Annotated in this window: 4 protein-coding genes; all 4 read right to left on the reverse strand. The window is 64.6% G+C overall.

Features of this window, described 5'->3' with window-relative positions; genetic code table 11:
- Nucleotides 1–68: 68 nt before the first annotated feature.
- Nucleotides 69–671 carry an RNA polymerase sigma factor gene (locus Q4C89_RS14545; protein ID WP_303103344.1) on the reverse strand — a complete coding sequence of 201 codons (603 nt, stop codon included), beginning with the start codon at nt 669–671 and terminating at the stop codon, nt 69–71.
- Nucleotides 672–774: 103 nt separating this feature from the next.
- On the reverse strand, nt 775–1,287 hold the full coding sequence (locus Q4C89_RS14550; protein ID WP_303103341.1) for a hypothetical protein: 513 nt from the start codon (nt 1,285–1,287) through the stop codon (nt 775–777).
- 127 nt (nt 1,288–1,414) lie between these two features.
- Nucleotides 1,415–2,035 (reverse strand): RdgB/HAM1 family non-canonical purine NTP pyrophosphatase, encoded by a 621-nt coding sequence (gene rdgB / locus Q4C89_RS14555; RefSeq protein ID WP_303103342.1) that lies wholly within the window; start codon nt 2,033–2,035, stop codon nt 1,415–1,417.
- A 78-nt stretch (nt 2,036–2,113) separates the two neighbouring features.
- A partial coding sequence (locus Q4C89_RS14560) for a D-alanyl-D-alanine carboxypeptidase (RefSeq protein WP_303103343.1) occupies nt 2,114–3,118 on the reverse strand: 1,005 nt, incomplete at its 5' end.

Here is a 3,118-nt window from a genome sequence, read left to right on the forward strand (position 1 = left end):
GAGGGGGACACCACCCTGCTAGGCCGTGTCCCCCTCCCCTGCAATTTCCGAACTTGGCTCCTGGCTTCTCAGTGAATATCGGAGACATCAGCCAGCAAGTCCGCCAGTTGCTCCTTGGCCCGAAAGACCCGGCTCTTGGCCGTACCAGTGGCGACTCCCTGAATGCTAGCGATTTCGTCGTAGCTCAGATCATCGACAAAGCGCAGCACTACGGCCTCGCGGTACTCGGGCGCAAGTTTCATCAGGGCACGCTGCACCCGGTCCTGAGCCTGCTCGCTCTCGGCAGCCTGCACTGGCGAATGGGCCTCGCTGACCACCTCAAAGCCCACTTCCTCCTGCGCTTCCTCCAGACTGAAGCGGGCGTGCTGTTTACGCCGATGCGACTCGATTTGGGTGTTGCGTGCCACCTGGTACAGCCACGGCAACACGCGCTCACCAGCGCGGAAGGTGCGAATAGACCGCCAGGCCCGGTAAAACACTTCCTGGGTCAAGTCGAGGGCGTCGTCGCTGTTACCCTCCAGGCGGTAGAGGAACCCATAGATCCGCCCCTCGTACTCGGTGATAAAGCGGTGCCAGGCTTCCTCATCCCCAGCAACCAGACGTGCATGCAACTCCTCGGGCAGCAGGTCGTTCGGCGCGGTGCCATCACGCTGTAAGGAATTGGAAGGCATCTGCACGGTTTGCATATGTTAACCGATAGGCCGACCCGCCGTTGTGACCAAGTGCCAGAAGCGGCCCCCCTTTCCCTACACGACTCGCACCCCTTGGGAACTATCAGTCAGTAGATTTGCCGTTCTGAAGGGCCAACACCGTCAGCCCCAGCCCTGCGCCGTAGGCCAGATGAGACGCCAGACGACTGGCATGTCCGGCGACCGAATCCCCGGCGGGGCCGTCGTGGAGCCCGGCCAGTGGCAGCAGACCTTCATCCACCAGAACCCAGAGGGTCATGCTGAACCCCAGGCTGGTCAGGAGATTGAGATCACGCGTCAGCAGCCCGTACACCGCGCCACTGGCAATCCCCATACCCCAGTGCACCTGCTCGCCGAGGGATTCGCGGGGGGCGTTGCGCCCTTTGGCGGCCTCATAGGCCAGTCGCCCGACTGCCGCCGCACTGCTTTCGCCCGGTGCATGCAGCTGTCCGAGTGGCGCGACACTGTGCTGGTCGGGAAGGTGAGCGTTCTTTCCGTTCGTGACCAGAGGAGCCACCTGCTTGTTGTAGACCGTCATCGCCAGCGCTCCGACTGCCCCACCCAGAGCACCAAGCGCCACTCTTGAAATGCTGTTCATGGGTTCAGCCTAGAACAAAGCCCCCCACCCAGATGTCCTCGGGGCGGGGGATAGCGGAAGCCCACACGTACGGCAAAGCTCAAATTCCTTCTCTTCTCCGCTGGGCCTCAATCCGAAACTGTCAGATTCAATGAGAGGGCGTATCGGAGGTGTGATGGGCAGCGAGTAATTTGGCCAGAGCACGGCCCCGGTGACTGATGGCCCGCTTCTGCTCCAGCGACATCTCGGCCATGGTGAGGTCGGACCCCACCGGCAGGAACAGCGGGTCATACCCGAAACCGTTGTCCCCGCGTGGCCCTTCGAGCAGTTGGCCCTCGACCTCGCCGCGATATTCTTCCAGCTTGCCGTCCGGGTAGGCCAGAACGACCACCGACACGAACTTGGCGCGGCGATCCGTCTGGTGACGCATCTTTTCGAGCAGGTGCAGGTTGCGTTCACGGTCACTGTCGAGGTTGCCGAAGCGGGCCGAATAGACCCCAGGCTGCCCACCCAGCGCCAGCACCTCAATGCCCGAGTCATCCGCCAGCGCCGGAAGCCCCGTCGCCATCGCCGCCGCGCAGGCCTTGAGCGCGGCATTTTCCTCATAGGTGGTTCCAGTTTCCTCGGGCAGCGGCACTCCCTCCAGGCCCTGGCAGCGCCACCCCAGCGGGGCCAGCGCCTCTTCTATCTCCCGAACCTTACCGGGATTGCTCGTCGCCACCACAATCCGGTTCATTCGTCCCCGTTCGCCCCCCATGCCAGTCTGCATCTTGCCGACAGTCTAGAGGAGAAAGGCACCTGAGGATGATTCTCCACAGGTCTCCGGTCACGTCTTCCGACAAGCCGGTTAGAACGCTTTGACGATTTCGGTGACGAGGTCATCCTGCACGGCCCGCAGGGTAAGAATGGGGCTCTCCTCGGGGCCGTTCATCAGGATGGCGAAGGCCAGCACGCGTCCGCTACGGGCGGTGGCATAGCCAGCCAGCGCACTGACGCCGGGCAAGGTTCCGGTCTTTGCCCGGACATCAAGGCCCCGGCCCATCATCCGCCGCGCCAGCGTGCCACCGGGGCCATCGCGCCCAGGAACCACTTCGCCCGTACCGGCTTTGGGCAGGGTTTCGACGAAGGCGTTGCGTTTGCCCGCATACAGTGCGCTCGGTGCGAGGGCGGCCCGGGACGCGGTGGGCAACGGATACGGCAGGTCGTACATCACCTTGAGCAGGTCGGTGAGCATCCGGGCGGTCAGGCGGCTTTCGCGGCCCAGTCCGCTGCCATCGGTCAGCACCACGCTGCTCACGTCCAGGCCCATCCGTTGCAGAATCGCCCGTTCGCGCTTGAGGGCACTGCTGAGGGTGCCCGTTTCGCCCGGCTGCACGGCGAGAGACGCGAGCAACGTTTCCGCCCGCAGATTGTCGCTGGGCCGCATGGTGGCCGCCAGATAGGGATAGGGAGAGCCGCTGCGGACACTCGCGATGCCCTGCTGCGGGCGCTGCGTGGTCGGAATGAGCAGGTTGGGCGGCAGAGGGCGGCCCTTGTCGTCCTGGCGGGGCGGTGGGGTATAGGGGCGATAAGCCGCCGCAGTCCCTATTTCGTCGGTCTGCACCTCTATTCCGGCTCGGCGCAACTCGGCCACCAGCGTATTGCCCACGCGGCGGCGGGCTTCGGTGGCCGAGGTCGGGGGGCGTGTCTCCCAGTCGCTCAGGCGCACAGCGGGCATGGACAGGCCCAACTCGGTGCGCTCGAAACTGGTGGCATCCAACGGCAGGGTATCCACGTCCACCCGTCCCACAGACCGCAGGCCCCGCGCCCGCGCCTGTTCCGCCAGAGCACGCAAGCTGTTGGGGCCGTTATA

Origin of the sequence: Deinococcus sp. (assembly GCF_030523985.1) — a bacterium.
Taxonomy (GTDB): Bacteria; Deinococcota; Deinococci; order Deinococcales; family Deinococcaceae; genus Deinococcus.

Coding starts and splice junctions, on each gene's coding strand:
- Q4C89_RS14545 (WP_303103344.1), bottom strand. CDS start 671: ATGCCTTCCAATTCCTTACAGCGTGATGGCACCGCGCCGAACGACCTG.
- Q4C89_RS14550 (WP_303103341.1), bottom strand. CDS start 1,287: ATGAACAGCATTTCAAGAGTGGCGCTTGGTGCTCTGGGTGGGGCAGTC.
- rdgB (WP_303103342.1), bottom strand. CDS start 2,035: ATGCAGACTGGCATGGGGGGCGAACGGGGACGAATGAACCGGATTGTG.